This window comes from Actinomadura madurae (assembly GCF_900115095.1).
Taxonomy (GTDB): Bacteria; Actinomycetota; Actinomycetes; order Streptosporangiales; family Streptosporangiaceae; genus Spirillospora; species Spirillospora madurae.
Genome location: NZ_FOVH01000001.1, coordinates 335,799 through 358,119, shown reverse-complemented (window position 1 = coordinate 358,119; position 22,321 = coordinate 335,799). Strand labels below are relative to the sequence as shown.

At 71.3% G+C, this 22,321-nt stretch carries 20 protein-coding genes; 10 read left to right on the top strand and 10 right to left on the bottom strand.

Annotation, left to right across the window (positions count from 1 at the left end; all coding sequences use genetic code 11):
* The first annotated feature begins 137 nt into the window (after positions 1 to 137).
* On the top strand, positions 138 to 2,099 hold the full coding sequence (locus BM339_RS01745) for a sensor histidine kinase (protein ID WP_033330634.1): 1,962 nt from the start codon (positions 138 to 140) through the stop codon (positions 2,097 to 2,099).
* Positions 2,100 to 2,335: 236 nt separating this feature from the next.
* On the opposite strand, the gene dapF is transcribed toward BM339_RS01745, so the two are convergent.
* Entirely contained in the window at positions 2,336 to 3,154 is an 819-nt protein-coding gene (gene dapF / locus BM339_RS01740; protein ID WP_075019712.1) for a diaminopimelate epimerase, read from the bottom strand.
* 30 nt (positions 3,155 to 3,184) lie between these two features.
* Positions 3,185 to 4,075, bottom strand: coding sequence for a tRNA (adenosine(37)-N6)-dimethylallyltransferase MiaA (miaA, locus tag BM339_RS01735; protein ID WP_021592977.1), 891 nt, complete (start codon positions 4,073 to 4,075; stop codon positions 3,185 to 3,187).
* A 172-nt stretch (positions 4,076 to 4,247) separates the two neighbouring features.
* On the opposite strand from miaA, the gene BM339_RS01730 reads away from it, so the two are divergent.
* Positions 4,248 to 4,487, top strand: a complete 240-nt coding sequence (locus BM339_RS01730; protein WP_075019711.1) for an antitoxin — start codon at positions 4,248 to 4,250, stop codon at positions 4,485 to 4,487.
* Here the strand turns inward: BM339_RS01730 and BM339_RS01725 are convergent.
* Both BM339_RS01725 and miaB read right to left on the bottom strand, forming a co-directional pair.
* The gene (locus tag BM339_RS01725; RefSeq protein WP_075019710.1) at positions 4,484 to 5,194 is read right to left on the bottom strand and encodes a class III extradiol ring-cleavage dioxygenase family protein; all 711 of its coding nucleotides are present in this window, start codon (positions 5,192 to 5,194) and stop codon (positions 4,484 to 4,486) included. The genes BM339_RS01730 and BM339_RS01725 overlap by 4 nt on opposite strands.
* 53 nt (positions 5,195 to 5,247) lie before the next feature.
* Positions 5,248 to 6,786 (bottom strand): tRNA (N6-isopentenyl adenosine(37)-C2)-methylthiotransferase MiaB, encoded by a 1,539-nt coding sequence (gene miaB / locus BM339_RS01720; RefSeq protein WP_075019709.1) that lies wholly within the window; start codon positions 6,784 to 6,786, stop codon positions 5,248 to 5,250.
* Positions 6,787 to 7,057: 271 nt separating this feature from the next.
* Between miaB and BM339_RS01715 the strand changes: the two genes are divergently transcribed.
* From BM339_RS01715 to BM339_RS01695, 5 genes are all read left to right on the top strand, one after another.
* Entirely contained in the window at positions 7,058 to 7,780 is a 723-nt protein-coding gene (locus BM339_RS01715; RefSeq protein ID WP_075020117.1) for an amino acid ABC transporter ATP-binding protein, read from the top strand.
* A 39-nt stretch (positions 7,781 to 7,819) separates the two neighbouring features.
* Complete coding sequence (locus BM339_RS01710; RefSeq protein ID WP_024934622.1) at positions 7,820 to 8,689, top strand: glutamate ABC transporter substrate-binding protein; 870 nt, start codon at positions 7,820 to 7,822, stop codon at positions 8,687 to 8,689.
* Positions 8,690 to 8,795: 106 nt separating this feature from the next.
* A complete protein-coding gene (locus BM339_RS01705; protein WP_021592971.1) occupies positions 8,796 to 9,479 on the top strand; it encodes an amino acid ABC transporter permease in 684 nt (227 codons plus the stop codon).
* Positions 9,476 to 10,468: an amino acid ABC transporter permease gene (locus BM339_RS01700; RefSeq protein ID WP_021592970.1), complete on the top strand. Its 993-nt coding sequence runs from the start codon at positions 9,476 to 9,478 to the stop codon at positions 10,466 to 10,468. Before BM339_RS01705 ends, BM339_RS01700 begins: the two co-directional genes overlap by 4 nt.
* A 194-nt stretch (positions 10,469 to 10,662) precedes the next feature.
* Complete coding sequence (locus BM339_RS01695; RefSeq protein ID WP_024934623.1) at positions 10,663 to 12,666, top strand: S9 family peptidase; 2,004 nt, start codon at positions 10,663 to 10,665, stop codon at positions 12,664 to 12,666.
* Positions 12,667 to 12,670: 4 nt separating this feature from the next.
* Here BM339_RS01695 and BM339_RS01690 read toward each other — a convergent pair whose 3' ends face one another.
* The 4 genes from BM339_RS01690 to recA form a co-directional block, all read right to left on the bottom strand.
* Positions 12,671 to 13,903 carry a glycerophosphodiester phosphodiesterase family protein gene (locus BM339_RS01690; protein ID WP_177287605.1) on the bottom strand — a complete coding sequence of 411 codons (1,233 nt, stop codon included), beginning with the start codon at positions 13,901 to 13,903 and terminating at the stop codon, positions 12,671 to 12,673.
* A gap of 80 nt (positions 13,904 to 13,983) precedes the next feature.
* Entirely contained in the window at positions 13,984 to 15,555 is a 1,572-nt protein-coding gene (gene rny / locus BM339_RS01685; protein WP_075019708.1) for a ribonuclease Y, read from the bottom strand.
* Between the two features lie 423 nt (positions 15,556 to 15,978).
* Positions 15,979 to 16,557, bottom strand: a complete 579-nt coding sequence (gene recX, locus BM339_RS01680; RefSeq protein ID WP_021592966.1) for a recombination regulator RecX — start codon at positions 16,555 to 16,557, stop codon at positions 15,979 to 15,981.
* 379 nt (positions 16,558 to 16,936) lie between these two features.
* Positions 16,937 to 18,055 (bottom strand): recombinase RecA, encoded by a 1,119-nt coding sequence (gene recA / locus BM339_RS01675; protein WP_075019707.1) that lies wholly within the window; start codon positions 18,053 to 18,055, stop codon positions 16,937 to 16,939.
* 242 nt (positions 18,056 to 18,297) lie between these two features.
* On the opposite strand from recA, the gene BM339_RS01670 reads away from it, so the two are divergent.
* The 3 genes from BM339_RS01670 to BM339_RS01660 all read left to right on the top strand — a co-directional run bounded on the left by BM339_RS01670 (position 18,298) and on the right by BM339_RS01660 (position 20,818).
* Complete coding sequence (locus BM339_RS01670) at positions 18,298 to 19,164, top strand: ATP-grasp domain-containing protein (RefSeq protein ID WP_021592963.1); 867 nt, start codon at positions 18,298 to 18,300, stop codon at positions 19,162 to 19,164.
* Between the two features lie 175 nt (positions 19,165 to 19,339).
* Positions 19,340 to 19,657 carry a hypothetical protein gene (locus BM339_RS01665; protein ID WP_177287604.1) on the top strand — a complete coding sequence of 106 codons (318 nt, stop codon included), beginning with the start codon at positions 19,340 to 19,342 and terminating at the stop codon, positions 19,655 to 19,657.
* 3 nt (positions 19,658 to 19,660) lie between these two features.
* Positions 19,661 to 20,818, top strand: a complete 1,158-nt coding sequence (locus BM339_RS01660) for a glutathionylspermidine synthase family protein (RefSeq protein WP_021592961.1) — start codon at positions 19,661 to 19,663, stop codon at positions 20,816 to 20,818.
* Positions 20,819 to 20,827: 9 nt separating this feature from the next.
* On the opposite strand, the gene BM339_RS01655 is transcribed toward BM339_RS01660, so the two are convergent.
* Both BM339_RS01655 and BM339_RS01650 read right to left on the bottom strand, forming a co-directional pair.
* Complete coding sequence (locus BM339_RS01655; RefSeq protein ID WP_024934625.1) at positions 20,828 to 21,022, bottom strand: DUF3046 domain-containing protein; 195 nt, start codon at positions 21,020 to 21,022, stop codon at positions 20,828 to 20,830.
* Between the two features lie 9 nt (positions 21,023 to 21,031).
* Entirely contained in the window at positions 21,032 to 22,309 is a 1,278-nt protein-coding gene (locus BM339_RS01650; protein WP_075019705.1) for an alpha/beta hydrolase, read from the bottom strand.
* Positions 22,310 to 22,321 lie beyond the last annotated feature (12 nt).

Genomic DNA, 22,321 nt, shown 5'->3' with positions numbered 1-22,321 from the left:
GCACGCGCACGTACACCGTGGCCGGGCCAGTGTCCACCGGGCCGGATCCCGGTGTCCTGAGGCGGACGCCCTTTTTACTGCAGGACAGGGAGCAGGACGTTTTAACATTCCATTACTTTCGGGCGGGGAGCGGCTTCATGGAGACGGAAGAACACGACCGCGGAGCGAGGCGCGTGGGCGTTCTCCTCGCGCTGGCCGCGGTCGCGTCCGTCGCCGCCTCCCTCGCCGTCGGCGCCCGGCTGCCCTCCGGCCTGCGGATGGTGTGGTGGCACCCGGAGATCCTGGTCGCGCTCGCCTGGACCCCGGTCGGGGCGGTCCTGCTGCGGCACCGGCCCGGCCTGAAGGTCGCCTGGCTCATGGTCGGGTCCGGGTTCAGCGCGTCGGTGTACGTCCTGGCGCTCAACCTCGGCCCGTGGTTCGAGCTCCACGGCTGGCCCGCGACCGGGTTCGTCCAGTGGCTCGCGACCTGGCTGTGGGCCGTTGACACCTACGCCCTGACCCTGATCCTGCCGTTGATCTTCCCGGACGGGCGGCTGGTGTCGCGCTGGTTCCGTCCCGTGCTCGTCCTCGCCTGCCTCGTCCCGGTCATCGTCTGCGTCCACCTGACCATCGACCCGGACGTGCGGCGCTGGCACAACGGCGTCTCGGTCTACCCGTTCGACCGGATCCCGCTGGCGATCAGCGCGATCATCCTCCTCTCCCTGGCCGCGGGCCTGTTCTCGGTCGCCGTGCGGTTCGTGCAGTCGCCGCCGGACGTGCGGCGCCAGATCGGCTGGGTGGTCTACCCGGGCCTGGTCGCCGAGGCGATCATCTTCGCCGGCGAGAACAGCCCGATCGGCGACCCGCTGCGCAACATCACGATCGTCGCCGTCCCGATCTGCATCGCCATCGCCATCACCCGGTACCGGCTCTACGACATCGACCTCGTGGTCAGCCGGACCCTCGTCTACGCCGGGCTCGTGGTCGTCATCACCGGCGTGTACTTCGCGCTCGTCGGCACGGCCAGCCTGCTCGCGCACGGCAGGGGCACCCTCGCCGGGCTCGCCGGCGCCATCGTCGCGGGCGCGGTGTTCGAGCCCGTCCGGCGGCGGCTGCAGCGCACGGTGGACGGGTTCATCCACGGCGAGCGCGACCCGTACCGGATCGCCGACCGGCTCAACCGGCGGCTGCAGACCGCCGCGGACCCGGGCGCCGCGCTCGCGGTCGCGGCCGAGGTGGCGCGCTCGGCCCTGCACGCGACCGGGGTCGCGCTCGAGGTGCTGGACCGCGACGGCCGGACCATCTCCGCGGAGGACGGCGTCCTCGGCGAACGGCCGCAGCTGATCCCGCTGGTGTGGCACGGCGAGCCGGTGGGGCGGCTGCTGTTCGGCGTCACCCGCACCCCCGACGCGCGGCTGTCCGGCGTCCTCGCCCGCAACCTCGCGGAGCTGGCGAACGCGGCCCGGCTCGCCGCCGACGTCCAGCGGTCCCGCGAGCACATCCTGCGCACCCGGGAGGAGGAGCGCCGCCGGCTGCGCCGCGACCTGCACGACGGGCTCGGCCCGACCCTCGCCAGCCTCGCCATGACGGTCGACGCCGCGCGCATCACGCTGAAGACCGACCCGGAGGCGGCCGACGAGCTTCTGGAGGAGCTGCGCGCCACCATGGGACACACCATCGGCGACATCCGGGAGCTCGTGTACGGCCTGCGTCCCCCCGCACTGGACGACCTCGGCCTGGAAGGCGCGATCCAGGCGCTCGGCGGCGTCGTCGCCACCGGCGACGGCCCGCAGGTGGACGTGCACGTCGAGGGCGACCTGAAGCGCCTGCCGGCCGCGGCCGAGGTGGCCGCGTACCGGATCGTCCAGGAGGCGCTGACGAACGTCCACCGGCACGCCAACGCGGGCTGCGCGGAGGTCCGGCTGTACCTGAACGGCGATCTGCACGTCACGGTCGGGGACGACGGCGTCGGGCTTCCCGCACAGGTGCGCTCCGGCATCGGCATGTCCTCGATGCGCGAGCGCGCGGCCGAACTCGGCGGATCCTGCACGGTGGGGCCCGGCCCGAGGGGCGGGACTCTCGTCCGCGCCAGGCTGCCGGTCAACGGCGTCCATCCCTGAGCCCGGCGTCCACCCGGTGGGAGGGCCGGTGACCGCCCCCCGCCAAGAAGGTCGCCACCGGCCCTCAGGCTCCGTACGGCTCCGGGGCTCCCATCCCGGTCCATACGGGCCATTCACCAGAGGGTGTGCAAGAAAGAAGTTATGCGCTGAAAGGTCCCGGCGGTGAGGGACAGCTGTCCCGTTCGTGCCGGGACCGCCCCCGACGCGCCGCAATCCCTGGTGAGACGGGGATTTCGCTAGATCCAGCCGGGGCGCGTCTCGCCCTCGGCGACCAGCACCGCCGGGCCCCTGAGATGGCTGGTCTCGCCGTCGAGGGTGACGGTCACGCGGCCGCCGGGGACGTCCACCGTCCACGCGGCGCCCCCGGGCCCGCCGAGGCCTCCGGTCGCCGCGAAGGACGCCGCGGCGGCGACCGCCACCGTCCCGGTCCCGCACGAACGGGTCTCGCCCGAGCCGCGCTCGTACACGCGCATCTCGACGTGCCGTTCGCCCAGCGGGCGGAAGAACTCGACGTTCACCCCTTCGGGGAACACCGCGGGATCGAAGTCCGGCGCGCGCGACAGGTCCAGCGCGGCGACCGGGCCGTCCACGCGGCACGCCAGGTGCGGGTTCCCCACGGAGACCCGTTCCCCGGTGAAGCCCGTCCCCGCCAGGGACGCCTCGCCGCGTCCGAGCAGCTCCGGCGGGCCCATGTCGACGCTCACGTCGCCGGACGGGCCGAGCGTGACGCGCCGGAGCCCCGCGCGGGTCGCCACGTCCCACTGGCCCGGCGCGGCCAGCCCCTCGTCGACCAGGTAGCGGGCGAAGACGCGGATCCCGTTGCCGCACATCTCGGCGATGCCGCCGTCGGAGTTGCGGTAGTCCATGAACCACTCGGGGTCGGCCTCGACCTCGGCGGCCTTCGTCCGGACGGCCCGCAGGACGCCGTCCGCGCCGATGCCCGCCCGCCGGTCGCACAGCCGCGCCACGGCGTCCGGCGTGAGGTCCAGGACGCCGTCCGGGTCGGGCAGGATCACGAAGTCGTTCTCTGTGCCGTGCCCCTTGACGAACCGCATTCCCCGATCATATTGGGCTCCACGGACCGCTCAGCCGAGCAGGGCGAGCGCGCGGTCGACCAGGTCGGGCGCGTCGTGGGGAAGCCACCGGACGCGCGGGTCGCGGCGGAACCACGACTCCTGCCTGCGGGCGAACCGCCGCGTCGTCCGGACGGTGTCCTCCCGGGCCTGCTCCTGCGTCCACTCCCCCGCGAGGAAGCGGAGCACCTGGGCGTACCCGAGGGCGCGTCCGGCGGTCAGGCCGTCGCGCAGGCCGCGCTTCTCCAGCGCCCGGACCTCGTCGACCAGGCCGGCGTCCCACATCCGCCCCACGCGCAGCGCGATGCGCTCGTCCAGCACGTCGCGAGGCACGCTCAACCCGATCTGCACGACCCCGTCGTAGCGGTACCGATGCTCGGGCAGGGTCGCGGTGAACGGGCGGCCGGTGATCTCGATCACCTCCAGGGCCCGGACGATCCGGCGGCCGTTGCTCGGCAGGATCGCCTCCGCCGCCGCCGGGTCCAGCCCGCGCAGCCGCTCGTGCAGGGCCGCGGGCCCGGCCTCGGCCAGCTCGGCCTCCAGGCGCGCCCGGACGGCGGGGTCCGTCCCGGGGAACTCCATGTGGTCGAGGGCCGCCCGGACGTACAGGCCGGAGCCGCCGACCAGCACCGGGAGGCGTCCCCGGCCCCGGATGTCCGCGATAGCCCCGGCGCTCAGCCGCTGGTACTCGGCGACACTCGCCGTCTCGGTCACGTCCCAGACGTCCAGCAGGTGGTGCGGGATCCCGCGCATCTCGGCCGCGGACAGCTTCGCGGTGCCGATGTCCATGCCGCGGTACAGCTGCATCGAGTCGGCGTTGACCGCCTCGCCGTCCAGCCGCAGGGCCAGCTCGACGGCCAGGTCCGACTTGCCGGCGGCCGTGGCGCCGACGACCGCGAGCACGCCGGGGCCGGGGCGCGCGACCGGGGGCGGCGTCCCCGCAGCGACGGCGGCAGGGTCATTGGATGGGGTCACGAGATGATTGTGGCAACAGAACGGGTATAGCCGGGTTGTACGGGTGCCGCGCGGACCCGCGCCGCACCGATCGAGACGAGGGATCCGGGGGGAATTCGGTATGTCCATCGTCGACAAGGTCAAGCAGATGCTGGGGCAGCACCCCGACAAGGCCAAGCAGGGCACCGAGAAGGCCGGGGACATGTTCGACCAGCGCACCGGCGGCAGGTACGCCGACAAGACCGACAAGGCCCAGGATCAGGCCGGCAACTACATCGACCGCGAGAGCGGCCAGGGCGGCGAGCCCGGCCAGCCCGGCCAACCCGGCCAGCCCGGCCAGGGCGGCGGCCAGCCGTCCTAGGCGGACGACCCGCCGGTTCGTGACCAGCCGGCCACCAGATAGCCGACTCCGTACGGCGCCTCGTCGGCGAGAAGCTCGCCGCTGAAGGCCCCGCCGGCGGCTGCTCCCGCGAGCACCTGCCACGCCGCCCGCCCGGCCGCCTGGACGTCCCGGGAGACTCCCGGGTCCAAGGCGGCCAGGGCGGCGGCGTCGGCGTGTCCGAGGGCGCGGGCCACGCGCCGGTCATGCGGGAGCGCGCGCTCGTCGAGGTACCCGGGCGCCTTCTCCGAGCGGGCCGCCGACCCGTCGCCCATCACGAGGAGAGCGACACGCTCGCCCGACCCGGCGAGTTCGGCCCCGAGGGTCAGGCACTCCCGTGGCCGGGCGTCGAACGCCACCGCCTGGTAGCGCGCGCCCGCCTCGACGCCCTGCCGTCGCAGGAGCCAGTGCCCGATGGTGAGGGAGAGCGGCAGCGCCTCGGCGCCGTCCTCGGGCTCGCCGGGGCTCGTCCAGTCGAGACCGTACGGCCGGAGCGTGGCGTACGCGTCCGGTCCGTAGGCCCGCGTCTCCGTCCCGCCCCCGACCACGATCAGGGCGTCGCACCCGGACAGAGAGCGGACGGCCCTGTCGCAGGCGGCTCTCAGCGCGTCCAGTTCCGGCGCGGCCTCCCCCGCCATCTCCGGGACGATGATGGGCGGATGCGGGCACACCGCCGCCGCTACGAGCACGCTGCCTCCTTGAAGACGGGCCGGTCACCGGCACCGACCCGATCATGCCGGAGTCAGGGACGGGCCGAGCAGCCCGACACGGGCGCCGGGGTCTCGGCGGGCCGCCCGATCGACGGCATGCCGAGCGAGACGCCCTTCTGCCCGCCCTGTTCCCGGCGGGCCTCCCACGCGTCGCCCGCCCGCGTCCGGCGGACGTCCAGGACCGGCTTGTCGGCGACCAGGTGGTGCGGCGCGGCGTAGGTGACCTCGACGGTGACCATGTCGCCCGGACGGACCGGCCGGTCCGGCGCGCCGAAGTGGACCAGACGGTTGTCGGGGGCGCGGCCGGACAGGCGGCGCGTCGCCTCGTCCTTGCGGCCCTCGCCCTCGGAGACCAGGACCTCCAGGGTGCGGCCGAGCTGCTTCCTGTTCTCCGCCCAGGAGATCTCCTCCTGGAGGGCGATCAGGCGCTCGTACCGCTCCTGGACGACCTCCTTGGGCAGTTGCCCGTCCATGGTCGCCGCCGGGGTGCCGGGGCGCTTGGAGTACTGGAACGTGAACGCCGACGCGAAGCGGGCCTCCCGCACCACGTGCAGGGTCTCCTCGAAGTCGGCCTCGGTCTCGCCGGGGAAGCCGACGATGATGTCGGTGGTGATCGCCGCGTCCGGGATCGCCTCCCGGACCTTCCCGATGATGCCGAGGTAGCGCTCCTGCCGGTACGACCGGCGCATCGCGCGCAGCACCGCGTCCGACCCGGACTGCAACGGCATGTGCAGGGACGGCATCACGTTCGGGGTCTCGGCCATCGCGGCGATGACGTCGTCGGTGAAGTCCTTCGGGTGCGGGGAGGTGAACCGGACCCGCTCCAGCCCGTCGACACCGCCGCAGGCGCGCAGCAGCCCGGCGAAGGCCGACTGCCCGCCCTCCGTCATGGCGCGCACCTCGCCGGGCGCGTCGGCGAGACCGCCGAAGCCCGACCCGTAGGCGTTGACGTTCTGCCCCAGGAGGGTGACCTCCAGGACGCCCTCGGAGACGAGCGCCTCGACCTCGGCGAGGATCTCGCCGGGGCGGCGGTCCTTCTCCTTGCCGCGCAGGGACGGGACGATGCAGAACGTGCACGTGTTGTTGCAGCCGACGGAGATCGACACCCACGCCGCGTACGGCGACTCCCGGCGCGTCGGCAGCGTCGAGGGGAAGGTCACCAGCGACTCTTCGATCTCGACCTGCGCCTCGCGCCGCACGCGCGCCCGCTCCAGCAGCGCGGGCAGCGAGCCGATGTTGTGGGTGCCGAACACCACGTCCACCCAGGGTGCGCGCTTGACGATGGTGTCGCGGTCCTTCTGCGCCAGGCAGCCGCCGACGGCGATCTGCATGCCCGGATGACCGTCCTTGACCGGCCTCAGATGGCCGAGGTTGCCGTAGAGCCGGTTGTCGGCGTTCTCCCGCACCGCGCAGGTGTTGAACACCACCACGTCGGGCTCGGCGTCCTCCGCGCGGACGTACCCGGCCGACTCCAGGAGCCCGGACAGCCGCTCGGAGTCGTGGACGTTCATCTGGCACCCGTAGGTACGGATCTCGTACGTACGGGTGGCCGTCTCCATAGGCGCACTCATGACGGTTACCAAGGGTACGGGCCGTGCGCGACATGACGGAACGGGTTCGCAGGCACCCCGCCGAGCTTTGATGATCACTCTCCGCCACGAAGGACCCCGTCCGACATGGGGATTCGTGATCGTATCGGTACCGCGCGGCAACTCAGGCGATGACGGCCATGACGTAAAGTCCGAGCGCATGACGGACAGCGAAAGCGGGCCCGACCTCACCAAGACCGGGCCGGAGGACTCCACCCCGGAGCCGGGCACCGACGGTGACCGGCCCCTCGTCGTGGTCGAGCACGTCGACAAGCACTTCGGCGAGCTGCACGTCCTCAAGGACATCAACCTCACCGTGAACTCCGGTGAGGTCGTCGTGGTGATCGGCCCGTCCGGCGGCGGCAAGTCGACCCTGTGCCGGTCGATCAACCGGCTGGAGCCGATCGACGGCGGCAAGATCCTCGTGGACGGCAAGGAACTGCCCAAGGAGGGCAAGGAACTGGCGAAGCTCCGCGCCGACGTGGGCATGGTGTTCCAGTCGTTCAACCTGTTCGCCCACAAGACGATCCTGGACAACGTCATGCTCGGGCCGGTGAAGGTCCGCAAGCAGGACAAGCAGGACTCGCGGAAGCACGCGATGGAGCTGCTGGACCGGGTCGGCATCGCCAACCAGGCGAACAAGTACCCCGCGCAGCTGTCCGGCGGCCAGCAGCAGCGCGCCGCCATCGCGCGGTCCCTCGCGATGAGGCCCAAGGTGATGCTCTTCGACGAGCCGACCTCGGCGCTGGACCCGGAGATGGTGAACGAGGTCCTGGACGTCATGACGGGGCTGGCCCGCGAGGGCATGACGATGATCGTCGTCACGCACGAGATGGGCTTCGCGCGCAGGGCGGCCCAGAAGGTCGTGTTCATGGCGGACGGCCAGATCGTGGAGGAGAACACTCCCGACGAGTTCTTCACGAACGCGCGCACCGAGCGCGCGAAGGACTTCCTTTCCAAGATCCTCACGCACTGAGCCGCGGGGCTCCGGCAGAGAGCAGAGGTAGGACCAGAAATGCGAGTACGTCGTTTCGGCGCCCTGATCGGGGCGGGGATGGCGCTGTCACTGGCGCTCAGCGCGTGCGGCAGCGACACCGAGAAGACCGAGGCCAAGACGGTCGTCCAGAAGGCCAAGGACGACAAGAAGCTGACCATCGGCATCAAGTTCGACCAGCCGGCGCTCGGGCTGAAGAAGCCCGACGGCACCTTCGACGGCTTCGACGTCGACGTCGCCAAGTACATCGCCAAGTCGCTGGGCGTTCCCGAGAGCGGCATCACCTTCAAGGAGACCACCTCCGCCAACCGCGAGTCGTTCCTCGGCGGCGGCCAGGTCGACCTGGTGATCGCCACCTACTCCATCACCGACGCGCGCAAGCAGCAGGTGACCTTCGGCGGGCCGTACTACGTCGCCCACCAGGACACGATGGTCCGGACCGACGACAACGCCATCAAGAAGGCCCAGGACCTCAAGGGCAAGAAGCTGTGCAAGGCCGCCGGGTCCAACTCCTTCCGCCGCGTCACCGAGGGCCCGCCGGACGGCAAGCTCAACATCAAGGGCGTCACGCTGGTCGACGCGAGCAGCTACTCCGAGTGCGTGAGCAAGCTGAAGTCCAAGGCGCTGGACGCGGTCAGCACCGACGACCTGATCCTCGCCGGGTTCGCCAACCAGCAGAAGGGCTCCTTCAAGGTCATCAACGACCCCTTCACCGACGAGAAGTACGGCGTCGGCCTGAAGAAGGGCGACACCGAGACCTGCGAGGCCGTCAACAAGGCCATCACCACGATGTACTCCGACGGCACCGCCAAGACCCTGCTGGAGAAGCACTTCGCCGGCACCGGGCTGAAGCTCGTCACGACCGTCCCGCAGATGGAAGGCTGCGCCTGATCCCAGGCCGCGCATGACGCCCGTCACGCCGGTGCGTCCCCCCGCACGACCGGGGGCGCACCGGCATGGCCTGACCCCTGCTGGAACGCCATGAAACAGCTGAGCAATGTTTGACTTCAGCCCGTTCTTCGACAACTTCAACGAGATCATGCAGGGCTTCTGGGCGACCATCCGCCTCGCGGCGGCGGCCGCGGTGCTCTCGCTGATCATCGGAACGCTGCTGGCGAGCTTCCGCGTCGCGCCCGTCCCCGTGCTGCGCGCCTTCGGCACGGGCTACGTCAACGTCGTGCGGAACACGCCGCTGACCCTGGTGCTGCTCATGTGCAGCCTGGGCCTCAACGACATCCTGGCGCTGAAGTTCTCCGAGAACTCCTCGACCACCTACTACTGGTGGGCGGTCCTCGGCCTCTCCGCCTACACCGGGGCCTTCGTCTGCGAGACCCTCCGCTCCGGGATCAACACCGTCCCGCTGGGGCAGGCCGAGGCGGCGCGCTCGATCGGGCTGACCTTCACCCAGTCGCTACGGGTGATCATCCTGCCGCAGGCCTTCCGCGCGATCATCGCCCCGCTGGGCAGCGTGTTCATCGCGATGATCAAGAACACGACGGTGGCGGCCGCGGCGAGCTACGCGGAGGTGGCGCTGGTCACCAAGACCATCGTCGACAAGCCCACGTTCGCCAACGGGGTGATCCCGCTGTTCCTCGGCGTGGCCATCGGGTTCCTGATCCTCACCCTCCCGACCGGCTACTTCTTCGGCTGGCTGGCTAAGCGGATGGCGGTGGCGCGGTGAGCAAGGAAGCGACCGTACTCTTCGACATTCCCGGGCCGCGGGCGCGCGCGCGGAACACGGCGCTGACCGCCATCGTGTCCGTGGTGCTCGTCGCGATCTTCGCCGCCCTCGTCTGGCGGCTGAACGACAAGGGCCAGTTCGAGAGCAAGCTGTGGACGCCGTTCACCGAGTGGACGGTCTGGCGGCACCTGCTCCTGCCCGGCCTGATGAACACGCTGAAGGCCGCCGCGGTGGCCACCGTGCTGGCGCTGCTGTTCGGCGTCGTCTTCGGGCTGGCGCGGCTGTCGGACCACTGGTGGATCCGGGTGCCGGCCGGGGCCGTCGTCGAGTTCTTCCGCGGCATCCCGCTGCTGATCCTGATCTTCCTGGCGTTCTTCGTCCCGAACAAGATCAGCCCGACCATCGCCGAGTCGCCGTTCGGGCAGCTCCAGCGCATGTCGGTGGACTACTTCTTCTCGATCTTCGGGGTGGAGAGCAACGCCGGGACGGTCACCGTGCCCGCGTTCGCCGCGGTGGTGTTCGGCCTGACGATGTACAACGGCTCGGTGCTCGCCGAGGTGGTGCGCGCCGGCGTCCTGTCGATCCCGAAGGGGCAGTCGGAGGCCGCCTACTCCATCGGGCTCCGCAAGAACGGCGTGATGCGCCTCGTCCTGCTGCCGCAGGCGATCACGGTGATGATGCCGGCGATCGTGAGCCAGATCGTCGTCCTGCTCAAGGACACCGCGCTCGGGTTCATCATCGCCTACGGCGAGTTCCTGCAGGCGGGCTTCAAGCAGGTCCCCGCCAACTACAGCAACAACGTCCTGCAGGCCGGCATCATCGTCGCGATCATCTACATCGCGATCAACATGTCGCTGAGCCGGGTGGCGACGTGGCTGGAGGCGCGCAGCCGCCGCAGCCGCAAGACCGAGGCCAAGACGATGGGCACGGCCGGCCCGCCGCCGGCGGCCGGCGTCGGGGTCGCCGATCAGGGCGTCCCGTCGGTCTGACGGTTCGCTCGTCCGGGAAGGGCGCCGCCGGCTCCGGCGGCGCCCTTCGCTGTCACGGCGGGCCGGTGCGCGGGCGGGCCGGGGCCGCGCAGCCGTGTTACCGGCGGGTTTCCGTCCGGCGGCCTTGTATCTTTCCGACGTCAAACGGCCCGTCATGGCCCCAACCGATACCCGTATGCGGGACGATTCCTGTTATGACCGCTCGTGCGACCCTCCCCTACGGCTCATGGCCTTCACCCATCTCTGCGGCCGATGTCGCCCGCGCCCGGCTGCGCCTCAGTTTTCCCACCGTCGCGGGCGATGACGTGTGGTGGCAGGAGACCCGGCCCGAGGAGGGCGGGCGGACCACGGTCATCCACCTGAAGGGCGGTCGCCGGACGGAGCTGCTGCAGGCGCCCTGGGACGCCCGCACCCGCGTCCACGAGTACGGCGGACGGTCGTACCTGCCGGTCCGCACCGGCGACGGCTGGTCGATCGTGTTCTCCAACTACGACGACCAGCGGCTCCACCGGCTCGACGAGGGCGACCCGAAGCCGTACCCGCTGACGCCCGAGCCGGCCGTCCCGGCGGGGCTCCGCTTCGCCGACTACGTGCTGTCCCCCGACGGGACGGAGATCTGGTGCGTCTGCGAGGGCCACATCGCCGCGCCGGCGCAGGAGGGCGCGGAGGCGCCCGCGGACGCCGCCGGCATCCGGCGCGCCATCGTGGCCGTCCCGCTCGACGGCACCGCCGCCACGGACGCCGGCGCGATCCGCGAGCTGGTGACCGGCGCGCAGTTCTACGCCTCCCCCGCGCCGTCCCCGGGCGGCGGGCACCTGGCGTGGGTGCAGTGGAACCACCCGCGCATGCCCTGGGACGGCACCGAGGTGCGGGCGGCGGCGATCGAGGACGGCGCCGCGGTCGCGCCCCGGACCGTCAAGGGCGGCCTCACCGAGTCGGCCGTGGCGCCGCTGTGGCGCGACGAGGAGTCCCTCTACGTGATCTCCGACTGGCCCGGCTGGTGGAACATCTACCAGGTCGGCCTGCACGGCGAGTCGCCGCAGGCGCTGTACCCGGCCGAGGAGGAGTTCACCGGGCCGCTGTGGCAGCTCGGCGGCATGCCGTACGCGCTGCTCGGCGACGGGCGCCTCGCCGTCCTGCACGGTGAGGGAGACCTGCGGCTCGGCATCTACGACACCGACACGCTCGACCTCGTCGACGTGGAGGTCCCGTACCGGAACTGGGCGACGCAGCTGTCCACCGACGGCACCACGATCGTGGGGATCGCGGGCGGGCCCGACCTGCCGACGTCGGTCGTGCGCGTCGACACCACGACCGGGCGCGTCGAGGGGCTGCGCCGCGAGATGGCCGAGCTGCCGGACGTCGCCTACCTCTCCAAGCCGCGCACCGAGCGCCTCGAAGGGCCGTTCGGCCGTCCCGTCCACGCCTACGTGTTCCCGCCGACCAACCCGGAGGCGGCGGGGCCCGAGGGCGAGCTGCCCCCGTACGTGGTGTTCGTGCACGGCGGCCCGACCGGGCGCGTCAGCACCTCGCTCGACCTGGAGCGGTCGTACTTCACCAGCCGCGGCATCGGCGTCGTCGACGTCAACTACGGCGGGTCCGCCGGCTACGGCCGCGCCTACCGGGAGCGCCTGCGCCGCCAGTGGGGGGTCGTGGACGTCGAGGACGCCGTGGCCGCCGCGCGGGCCCTCGTGGACGGCGGCATCGCCGACCCCGCGCGGCTGGCGATCCGCGGCGGCTCCGCGGGCGGCTGGACGACCCTCGCGTCCGTCACGCAGACCGACGTGTTCAAGGCGGCGACGTCCTACTTCGGGATCAGCGACCTGCAGAGCTTCGTCGAGGCGACCCACGACTTCGAGTCGCACTACCTGTTCGGCCTCATCGGCCCCCTGCCCGGCTTCGAGCGCGCCTACGAGGAGCGGTCGCCGCTCAACCGCGCCGACAGGACGGCCTGCCCGGTCCTGCTCCTGCAAGGCCTGAACGACCCGGTGGTGCCGCCGGACCAGTCCGAGCGTTTCGCCATGGCGCTGGCGGAGAAGAAGATGCCGTACGCCTACCTCACGTTCGAGGGCGAGTCGCACGGCTTCCGGAAAGCGTCCACCGTCATCCGCTGCCTGGAGGCCGAGCTGGCGTTCTACGGCCAGACCCTGGGCTTCGAGCCGCGCGGAGTGGAGCCCGTGCCCCTGACCGTCGGGTGACGGCTCAGGGGACGAGGTAGGAGTAGATGTCGATCAGTGAGTGGCCGGCGCCGAAGAACGACACGGTGTCGCCCGAGGTGTTGTTCAGGAAGCCCGCGGTCAGCCCGTTGTAGTAGGCGTCGGGACGGTTCGTCCCGGGGCCGACGTGGACGCGCAGCAGGCTGCCGGGCGGGATCACGTACCCGGCACCGATCCTCATGAGGTTGCTCCCCTGGTCGCGCAGGTGGCCGCCGCTCACGTCGATCGGCCGGGACGTGGTGTTGCGCAGCACCACGTGCTCGCTGTTCTCCGGCTGGACGTCGTCGCCGCTCGGGTTGGGGAAGACGCTGTCGACGACGACGCCGGTGGCGGCGGGGAACGGCTTCCGGCCGTCCAGGATCCGGCGTGCCGCGGCGGCGAAGTTCGTGGTGACCCAGTCGTAGCCCTGGTTCGCGGCCATCGAGACCTCGGCGGGACTGTCGACCGGGTCGCTGATCACCTTCAGTCCCCTGCGGTGCGCGCGCCCGACGTCGGCGGCGCTCGTCGCCCTCGGGTGCGCGTACACGCCGATCGTCCAGCCTTTCAGGGCGTCCAGCTCGTCGTCGGCGAGCATCCTGCCGCCGGTCAGGTAGGAGAGCTGCACCTTGGGCGCGGACGCGTGGAACTCCCTGAGCGCCGCCTGGTCCCGTGAGTGGACCTGTACCCGGTAGGCGCCCGACGGGAGCGTCCGGCCGTCGGTGAGCTTCGCGGCGTTCAGTTCCTGAGCGAGCAGTGTGGCGACGCCCGGGCTGTTGGCGGGCGACTTGAGTTCCAGGCTGAGGCCGGTCCGCTCGCCCGCGACGGACAGCAGGTCCTTCAGGGTCGGCACCCGCTGCCCCTTGAACCGGGAGTCGAACCACGAGCCGGCGTCGAGCCTCTTGATCTCGGCGAGCGTGAACTGGCCGACCCGCCAGGGTTCCCGGCCGGGGTAGACCTCCTCCACGTTGGTCGTCCTGGCGAGCGTGTCGTCGTGCAGCAGCACGATCCGGCGGTCGGACGTCAGCTGGACGTCGCCCTCCAGGACGTCGGCCCCCTCGCGGACGGCGTTGCGGTAGGAGGCGAGCGTCTCTTCGGGCGCCTGCCCCGGCGACCCGCGGTGCCCGACGACCACCGCGTGGTCCCGCCCGCCCGCATGCTCCGGCGCGGCCTGGGCGACACCGGTGAGGGCGACCACCGCGGCCAGCACGGCCCCGCTTCCGAGGATGGCGACCTTGCGCATCATGATCCTTCCGCCGACCACCCCCTGATCATTAAGGGGGGAGGTGGCGGGGACCAGGCCCAATCGTGAACGGGCGCGGGTCAGCGGGCGAACTCGATCGCCCGCGACTCGCGGACGACGGTGACGCGGATCTGGCCCGGGTAGGTCAGCTCGTCCTCGACCTGCTTGGCGATGTCGCGGGCGATGACCTGCGCCTGGATGTCGTCGACCGCGTCGGGCTTGACCATGACGCGGATCTCCCGCCCGGCCTGCATCGCGAAGACCTTCTCCACGCCGTCGTGCTTGGCGCGGGCGATCTCCTCCAGCCGTTCGAGCCGCTTGACGTAGGCCTCCAGGGACTCCCTGCGCGCGCCGGGCCGGCTGCCGCTCACCGCGTCCGCGGCCTGGGTGAGGACGGCCTCCACCGTCCGGACCTCGACCTCGTTGTGGTGCGCCTCGATCGCGTGGACGACGTCCTCGTGCTCGCCGTAGCGGCGGGCGATCTCGGCGCCGATCAGCGCGTGGCTGCCCTCCACCTCGTGGGTGAGCGCCTTGCCGATGTCGTGCAGCAGCGTGCACCGCTTGGCGACCTCCACCGGCAGCCGCAGCTCGCTCGCCATGACGCCCGCGATGTGCGCGGACTCGATCAGGTGCTTGAGCACGTTCTGCCCGTAGGACGTCCGGTACCGCAGCTGCCCGAGCAGCGCGATCAGCTCCGGGTGCATGTCGGCGATGCCGACCTCGACCAGGGCGTCCTCGCCGGCCCGCACGCACAGCTGCTCCACGTCGCTGCGGCTGCGCTCGTAGATCTCCTCGATGCGCTGCGGGTGGATCCGGCCGTCCAGGACGAGCTTCTCCAGGGTCAGCCGCCCGACCTCGCGCCGCACCGGGTCGAAGCAGCTCAGCAGGACCGCCTCGGGCGTGTCGTCGATGATCAGGTTGACGCCGGTGGTCGTCTCGAACGCCCGGATGTTGCGGCCCTCGCGGCCGATGATGCGGCCCTTCATCTCGTCGCTCGGCAGGTGCAGCACCGACACGACCGACTCGGCCGTCTGCTCGCTCGCGACCCGCTGGATCGCCAGCGTCACGATCTTGCGGGCGCGCTTCTCGCCCTCCGCCCGCGCGCTGTTCTCGATCTCCCGGACGATCGGGATGGACTCCCGCTTGGCCTGGTTCTCGATCGCCGCGACCAGCTCGCCCTTGGCCTGCCCGGCGGTGAGGCCGGCCGCCCGCTCCAGCACCCTGCGCCGCTCCTCGGCGACGCCGTCGAGCTCCTCCTTGCGGGCCTCCAGGGCCTTCTTGGTCTCGGCGAGCCGCCCCTGCCACTCCTCCAGCCGGCGCACCTCCCCGTCCAGCCGCTGCTCCCGCTCCGCGAGGCGCGCCTCCCGGCGCTCCAGGTCCTCCCGGATGGTCCGCAGGTCGTCCCGGAGGGTCCGGCCCTCCTCGTCGAGCTCCGCGCGCGCCGCGACGGCGATCTGCTGCGCCTCGCGGTCGGCCTTCTCCAGGAGCTCCTTGGCGTCCCGCCGGGCCTGCACCCTGATCTCGTCGGCCTCGCCGCGCGCCAGCGCGATCTCCGCGGCCGCCTTGCCGGGCATGCCGGGGCGCCGCAGGATGACGATCACGAGAGCGACCAGGGTCACCAGCAGCGCTGCACCCAGCAGGACGCTCTCCATGAGGCAGATCCTTCCTCGCCGCGGGCCCGTCCGGTTTGCGGGGCCCTGCCTAGCGAGGATTTACTCGCGCGCGGATGCACGACATCGCGGGACCGCGCGCGGCGCGCCCCCGGCGACCCGGCCGTATCCGGTCGACGATCCTGCCCTGTACGCCTCTCAGCTGCTGGAACGTGCTCGGTCGTATGGCAATCCGCAAGACGCGGAGTAACTCCTCACTGCCGTAACGGTAAGCGGCATAGAGGTAATGAGCAAGCAAACGTTGGGCATTCCGGACTAACCGAACGTCCGCGTGAGTCCTTCCTTACCGCTCCCCCTGACCATCCACACCCCCCGCGACCTGCACACCCGTCCCCCGGTCAGAGTCCGCCCCCGTCACCCCCGAGCAACCCATCCCCGCGCACGGGCGTGTCGCCCCGTCAACGATCAGTCGAGGGGCTCTTGGGGGTCGGGGACGGAGTCCAGGTCGGCGCCCTCCTCCGCCAGGGCTTCCTTGACCACCCGGTAGGAGAGGCCGGGCGGGTAGCCCTTGCGGGCGAGCATGCCCACCAGGCGGCGCATGCGCTTGGCGGGGTCGGCGCCTCGGGTGGCCCGGAGCCTGCGGGTGACGAGGGCGCGGGCGGTCTCCTCTTCCCGGGCGGGGTCGAGGGACTCGACGGCCTCGTTGACGGTGTCGTCCGCCACGCCGCGGTGGCGGAGCTCGGCGGCGAGGGCGCGCCTCGCCAGCCCGCGGCCGGTGTGGCGGGACTGCACCCAGGCCTGCGCGAACGCCTCGTCGTCGATCAGCCCGACGTCGGTGAACCTGCCGAGGACCCGTTCGGCGACGTCGTCGGGGATGTTCCTGCGGCGCAGCGCGTCCGCCAGCTGGGCCCGCGTCCGCGGAGACGCGGACAGCAGGCGTAGGCAGGCCTCCCGGGCCTTCGCCTCGGGGTCGGCCGGCGCGTCGCCGCGGCGCCCGCGCGAGTTCCCGGGCGGCGTCGAGGGACTCGACGGCGTCCCGCTCATCTACCCCCTCCTCCTCCTACGTCCACAGGTCGGTAGCCGGCACAGGTCGCGTCACCGCAGGTCGCGTCACCGCAGGTCGCGTCACCGCAGGTCGCGTCACCGCAAGGCCGGAGGCGCGGCGGCCGGAGCACGGCGGTCGGAGGCCCGGCGGTCGGAGGCCCGGCGGGTGGAGCAGAGCCTTGCGGGTGGAGCAGAGCCCCGCGGTGGAGCGGGGCCCGGCGGGTGGAGCGCGGCCCGCTGTGGGGGCGCGTAGGAGCGGCGGCGCCATCGGGGAAGGTCCGTGCACCGGTCGTGCGATGCCGGGTAAGGCGCCGCCGCCCTGCATACGAGATCATCGCTCACTCTTCGTCAAGAGTCACCCTTATCGGGGGATTCTTGGTCAGGAATCGCCCGGCTTTGCCTTGGCCGCCTTGCGTCCGGCGGCCTTGGCGGGGGCCGCCACGGGCGCGGCGGGGGCCTCGGGGGCGGCGTCCGGCGCGGCGGGCTCGGCCTCCTTGTCGACCTTCGGGCCGATGCCGAGCTTCTCCTTGATCTTCTTCTCGATGCCGTCGGCCATGTCGGGGTTGGCCTTGAGGAAGTTGCGGGCGTTCTCCTTGCCCTGGCCGAGCTGGTCGCCGTCGTAGGTGTACCAGGCGCCGGACTTGCGGACGAAGCCGTGCTCCACGCCGAGGTCGATCAGGCCGCCCTCGCGGCTGATGCCCTGGCCGTAGAGCAGGTCGAAGTCGGCGACGCGGAACGGCGGGGCCATCTTGTTCTTGACGACCTTGACGCGGACGCGGTTGCCGACGGCCTCGGTGCCGTCCTTGAGGGTCTCGATCCGGCGGACGTCGAGGCGGACGGAGGCGTAGAACTTCAGCGCCCGGCCTCCGGTGGTGGTCTCCGGGGAGCCGAACATGACGCCGACCTTCTCGCGGAGCTGGTTGATGAAGACGGCGGTGGTCTTGGTCTGGTTGATCGCGCCGGTGAGCTTGCGCAGGGCCTGCGACATGAGGCGGGCCTGGAGGCCGACGTGGCTGTCGCCCATCTCGCCCTCGATCTCGGCGCGCGGGACGAGCGCGGCGACGGAGTCGATGACGACGATGTCGATCGCGCCGGAGCGGATCAGCATGTCGGTGATCTCCAGGGCCTGCTCGCCGGTGTCGGGCTGGGAGACCAGCAGGGCGTCGATGTCGACGCCGAGCTTGGCGGCGTACTCGGGGTCGAGCGCGTGCTCGGCGTCGACGAAGGCGGCGATGCCGCCCAGCTTCTGCACGCTCGCCACCGCGTGCAGCGCGATGGAGGTCTTGCCGGAGCCCTCGGGGCCGTACACCTCGACGACGCGGCCGCGGGGCAGGCCGCCGATGCCGAGCGCGATGTCGAGGGAGATGGCGCCGGTGGGGATCACCTCGACGGGCGCCCGCGCCTCCTCACCCATCCGCATGACCGATCCCTTGCCGAACTGGCGCTCGATCTGGGCGAGTGCGGTCTCGAGAGCCTTCTCCCGGTCGTTCGCTGCCATTGAGATGTCCTTCTCGGTCGTGATGTCGGCTCTCGGCCGCTGGTGCGATGTCGAGGGCGACGTTACGGCGGGCCACCGACACTTTTCGAGTCCGGCGCGAATTGTGGATAAGGCCGCCGGCCGCGACCAGCTTACCGAACATCCGTTCGATCATCGTCCGGTCCGCCGATTCGGGGTGGAATCTCCGTGCGCTTCCTGGTCCGGACCCCGTACGCTGGCGGCGTCGACGGAGGGTTCCAATCATGACGCTGACCGTCCTCTTCTGCGTCGATCCGATCCATCCCCGGCGCGTTGACCCCCATTTCGCCCGCGAGGCCGCGGCCGTGCGGGACCACTACGGCGAGATCGTCCTGGTCGACCACGACGCGCTGCGGCGCGGCGACGCCGACGACGCCGTCGAGGCGGTGCCCGCCAACCTGGGGCCCGTCTGGTACCGCGGCTGGATGGTGTCGGCGGAGGAGTACGGCGCGATGGCCGCCGCCCTGAAACAGCGCGGGACGATCCTGCTGACGCACCCGGACGACTACCGGCGCGCGCACGAGCTGCCGGGATGGCACGACACGTTCGCGGGGCTCACGCCGCACAGCGTGTGGCGTCCGCTCGGAACCGGCCAGGATCCCGGCGACCTGAACGAGCTGGGCGAGCTGGTCAAGCCGCTGCGCAGCGGCCCCGCCGTGGTGAAGGACTACGTGAAGTCGTGCAAGCACGAGTGGGAGGAGGCGTGCTACGTCCCGGACGTGAAGAACCTCTCGCGGCTGCACGACATCGCGGCGAAGATGGTCGCGCTGCGGGACGACTACCTGGCGGGCGGTCTCGTCGTGCGCGAGTTCGAGGAGTACGACGAGGGCGAGGCGCGCGTGTGGTGGGTGGACGGTGAGCCCGCGCTGGTGGGCCCGCACCCGGACAGTCCCGGCGTGGACCTCGATCCCGATCTGGACGCGGTGGCTCCGGCCGTCCGCGCCCTGGGGTGCAGGTTCATCACCACCGACCTGGCGCGCCGCGCGGACGGCGTCTGGCGCGTCGTGGAGGTCGGCGACGGCCAGGTGAGCGATCTGCCGTCGTCCGTGGACGCGATGGACCTCTACGCGCATCTCCCCGTCCCCGACTGACGCCGGCGCCGCGCCGGGATGATGCCTTTGTGGGGGATGAACCGGATCGGGATTTTCGCCGTCTAATGCTCGACGGTCCCTGACCGTCCGGTTGCCCGCCACGTGAGAAGGACGTGTTCTCTTGCCCCCACAGGAGCCCACTCGGCGGCTCAGCTCCCGCGCCGTGAAGGTGGGGATGGTGAGCGCCCTTTCGCTGACCCTCGTCGCCTGCGGTTCCGGTTCGACCACGGCGAGATGCGTGGACCGCAACGCCCCGGCCAAGGGCAAGAGCGGCTACAAGGTCGTCCCTGACGGCTACTGCGACTCCGGCGACATCGACAATCCCTCGCCCGCGTACGGCCGGTACTTCTGGTATTACGGCGGCAAGAGCAACTCCGGTTTCGTGTCGGGCGGCAGCCGGGTCCGGCCCGACGGGAAGATCAAGTCCAGCGGCGGCCGGACGCTGAGCCGGGGCGGGTTCGGCGGCGGCGGCAGCCGGGGCGGCGGGGGCTGACCGGTGCGCAGAGTCCGTTCGACGCCGCGCGACGGCTGGGCGGAGAAGGTCGAGGCGCACGGCCTGGCCTTCCACCGCACCGCGCACCCCGAGCATCTGACGCGCCCGTACTGGGACGAGTCCGTGCACTACGTCTTCGAGATGGACGAGGTCCTGGCCCTTGAGGGCGTCGTCAACGAACTGCACCGGATGTGCCTGGACGTGGTGGAGCACGTCGTGTCCACCGGCCGCTACCACGCTCTCGGCATCCCGGACTGGGTCGCGCCGCTGATCGAGGAGTCATGGCGGCGCGGCGACCCGCACCTGTACGGGCGGTTCGACCTTCGCTACGACGGCCAAGGGCAGGCCAAGCTCCTGGAGTACAACGCCGATACGCCGACGGCCCTGGTGGAGAGCTCCGTCGTGCAGTGGTACTGGCTGCAGGACACCCATCCGGGGGACGACCAGTGGAACTCCATTCACGAGCGGCTCGTGGCCCGCTGGAAGGAGATCGTCCCCGCGGTGGACGGCGGACCGGCCCACTTCGCCTGGACGACCGGTGACGAGACCGGCGAGGAGGTCATGACGATCGCCTACATGCAGGAGACCGCCGAGGAGGCGGGTCTGCCGGGCGTGGCGATCGCCATGGAGGACATCGGGTGGGACGCCGCGAACGGACGGTTCGTGGATCTGGACGAGCGTGATATCCGGACGCTGTGCAAGCTCTACCCCTGGGAGTGGATCGTCGCGGAGCCGTTCGGGCGCAACATCCCGGGCACGTCCACGTCGTGGATCGAGCCGATCTGGAAGATGGTGCTGTCGAACAAGGCGCTCCTCGTCCTGCTCTGGGAGCTGTTCCCGGACCACCCGAATCTGCTGCCCACGTACCTGAACACGCCGTCGAACCTGACCTCCTACGTCCAGAAGCCGCTGCTCGGACGTGAGGGCGCGAGCATGCGCATCGTCACCCCGGACGGCAGTGAGCAGCGAACCCAGGGCGACTACGGGGCCGAGGGCTTCGTCTTCCAGGAGTTCTGCGCGCTGCCCGACTTCGACGGGCAGCGCCCGGTACTGGGAGCGTGGGTGGTCGCGGACGGGTCGGCAGGGATCGGTATCAGGGAGACGGCCGGGCTCATCACCGATGACACGTCATCGTTCGTTCCGCATCGCATCCCGCTGTAGCGGAACCGGCTACTGGAGCTTCGAGGGGACGTCGAAGGTGGCGACGACGGCTTGCCAGACCTTCTTGGCGGGCTCGCCGTCGGCGAGGGCCTGCTCGATGGTGCGGCCGCCCAACTCGGCCATGACGTAGTCCTTGGCCACGCTCTCGGCGTAGTGCTCGCCGAACTGCTGGTTCATCCGATCCCAGAAAACTGTGAGCCGCACACGCCCACGCTATCCGACGGACGGTTCCTCCAAGGACTGCGCGACCTCGCCCGGGACTGCGGGCCCGCTCCCCTGGCGGTACTGGCGGTGAAGGCCCGTCAGGTAACGCTCGACCCCTTCGATGACGCGGGCCGTGCGGTAGGACGGGAAGACGTCGAACGCGTGCTGGGCGCCCTTCATCTCGGCGTAGATGACGGGAGCCGCTGAGACGTCCCGTAGCCGCTCCACGAACCGGCGTGCCTCTGCCACGGGGATGAGGGAGTCGCGGCTTCCGTGGATGACGAAGAAGGGCGGCGCGTCCTCGCGGATGTACGTCACAGGTGACGCCTTGGCGTACGCCTCCTGGTTCTCCGCGAACGGCTTCTTGACGACCATCCGCTCCATCAGGTGGGTGGCGCCCATGGGACGAGGCCAGGGCCCGGCCTCGACGAAGTTGTACACGCCGTAGAAGGGGACGGCTCCCTGGACGCTGGTGTCGGCGTCTTCGAATCCCGGCTGGAACTCGGGCACGTTGGCGCTCAGCGCCACCATCGCCGCGAGGTGACCGCCAGCCGAGCCACCGGTCACGCAGAGGAAATCGGGGTCGGCGCCGTGCTCCTCGGCGTGCTCCTTGTACCAGGCGACGAAGTGTTTGAGGTCGATCAGATGCTCTGGCCACGTGGCGCGCGGGCTGAGCCGGTAGTTGACGTTGAAGCCGACCCATCCTTGGAGCGCCATGTGGTTGAGCAACGGCAGCCCCTGCTCGCGCTTGTCCCCGATCACCCAGGCGCCGCCGTGGATCTGCATGAGCCCGGGACGCGGCTCGTCGCCGTCCCGTTCTCCGGCAGGACGGAAGACGTCCAGCTTCAGGCGCAGCCGGCCGTCCTCCTGGTACACGACGTTGCGTTCGACCCGCACGCCCCTGCGCGGGATCAGGACCAGCTGAGGGACGATCAGGTGCGAGATCGGGTAGCGGGGCCCGCCTTCGGGGTCCAGTTCGAGGGGCGCGCCGCTGTCCCGCAGTGTGACGACGGTGCGGCGCGACGCGGCGAGGGTCGCGGCGACGCCCGCCATGGCGAGGACCGCGAGGACGAGCCCCGTCCAGCCCGCCCAGCCGTCCAGTCCACCGAACGCGACCGCGAGCGCGATGGCCGCCGCCCAGGTGACGAGCACGTGCGGCGCCATCTCGATCGTCAGCCAGCCGCAGAAGAAGCTCGGCGCGACCAGGACCGCGCCGTGCCGGGGGGCGTGGGCGTTGGCGGCCACCAGGGCGAACAGGATCCCGAGGGAGAGCAGGAGGTAGGGCATCGGGGCTCCTCG